The sequence below is a fragment of the Anaerotignum neopropionicum genome (genome assembly GCF_001571775.1).
GTDB lineage: Bacteria > Bacillota > Clostridia > Lachnospirales > Anaerotignaceae > Chakrabartyella > Chakrabartyella neopropionicum.
In genome coordinates this window covers 1-1,587 of the sequence record NZ_LRVM01000024.1, presented here as the reverse complement: position 1 = coordinate 1,587, position 1,587 = coordinate 1, and the positions used below count along the sequence as shown (strand labels likewise).

1 rRNA gene is annotated in these 1,587 nt (G+C 52.0%); it reads right to left on the bottom strand.

Annotated features, from left to right (window positions below):
• Positions 1-19: 19 nt before the first annotated feature.
• Positions 20-1,553 (bottom strand): 16S ribosomal RNA (locus tag CLNEO_RS15145).
• Between the last annotated feature and the right edge of the window lie 34 nt (positions 1,554-1,587).

The window sequence follows — 1,587 nt, the reverse complement described above, 5'->3', positions numbered from 1 at the left end:
CACAACCAATACTCCATAGAAAGGAGGTGATCCAGCCGCACCTTCCGATACGGCTACCTTGTTACGACTTCACCCCAGTCACTGGCTTCACCTTCGGCGGCTCCTTCCTTACGGTTAGGTCACCGACTTCGGGTGCTTCCAACTCCCATGGTGTGACGGGCGGTGTGTACAAGGCCCGGGAACGTATTCACCGCGACATTCTGATTCGCGATTACTAGCGATTCCAGCTTCATGTAGTCGAGTTGCAGACTACAATCCGAACTGGGACTGGGTTTTTGTGATTTGCTCGACGTCGCCGTTTTGCGTCACTTTGTTACCAGCCATTGTAGCACGTGTGTAGCCCAAGACATAAGGGGCATGATGATTTGACGTCATCCCCACCTTCCTCCGTGTTATCCACGGCAGTCTCCCTAGAGTGCCCAACTGAATGATGGCTACTAAGGATAAGGGTTGCGCTCGTTGCGGGACTTAACCCAACATCTCACGACACGAGCTGACGACAACCATGCACCACCTGTCACCCCTGCTCCGAAGAGAAGGTGTATCTCTACACCGGTCAGAGGGATGTCAAGCCTTGGTAAGGTTCTTCGCGTTGCTTCGAATTAAACCACATGCTCCACCGCTTGTGCGGGCCCCCGTCAATTCCTTTGAGTTTCAATCTTGCGATCGTACTCCCCAGGTGGAGTGCTTATTGCGTTAGCTGCGGCACCGAGGGTTCCCCCCCGACACCTAGCACTCATCGTTTACGGCGTGGACTACCAGGGTATCTAATCCTGTTCGCTCCCCACGCTTTCGAGCCTCAGCGTCAGTTTCAGTCCAGTAAGTCGCCTTCGCCACTGGTGTTCTTCCTAATATCTACGCATTTCACCGCTACACTAGGAATTCCACTTACCTCTCCTGTACTCTAGCTTGATAGTTTTAAATGCAATCCCGAGGTTAAGCCTCGGGCTTTCACATCTAACTTACCATGCCGCCTACTCTCCCTTTACACCCAGTAATTCCGGATAACGCTTGCCCCCTACGTATTACCGCGGCTGCTGGCACGTAGTTAGCCGGGGCTTCTTATTCAGGTACCGTCATTTTTTTCGTCCCTGTTGATAGAAGTTTACGAGCCGAAACCCTTCATCCTTCACGCGGCGTTGCTGCATCAGGCTTTCGCCCATTGTGCAATATTCCCCACTGCTGCCTCCCGTAGGAGTTTGGGCCGTGTCTCAGTCCCAATGTGGCCGATCACCCTCTCAGGTCGGCTACTGATCGTTGCCTTGGTGAGCTGTTATCTCACCAACTAGCTAATCAGATGCGGGCCCATCCTGTACCGAATAAATCCTTTTCTCCAAAGAGGATGCCCTCTTCGGATGACATGCGGTATTAGTCACCGTTTCCAGTGATTATTCCACAGTACAGGGCAGGTTGCCCACACGTTACTCACCCGTCCGCCGCTAAAATATGAAATCATCCTGCCGAAGCTCTCAGATTTCATATCTCCGCTCGACTTGCATGTGTTAAGCACGCCGCCAGCGTTCATCCTGAGCCAGGATCAAACTCTTAAATTAAAGTTTTGTCCTAACCAGATAATCTGGCTACTTT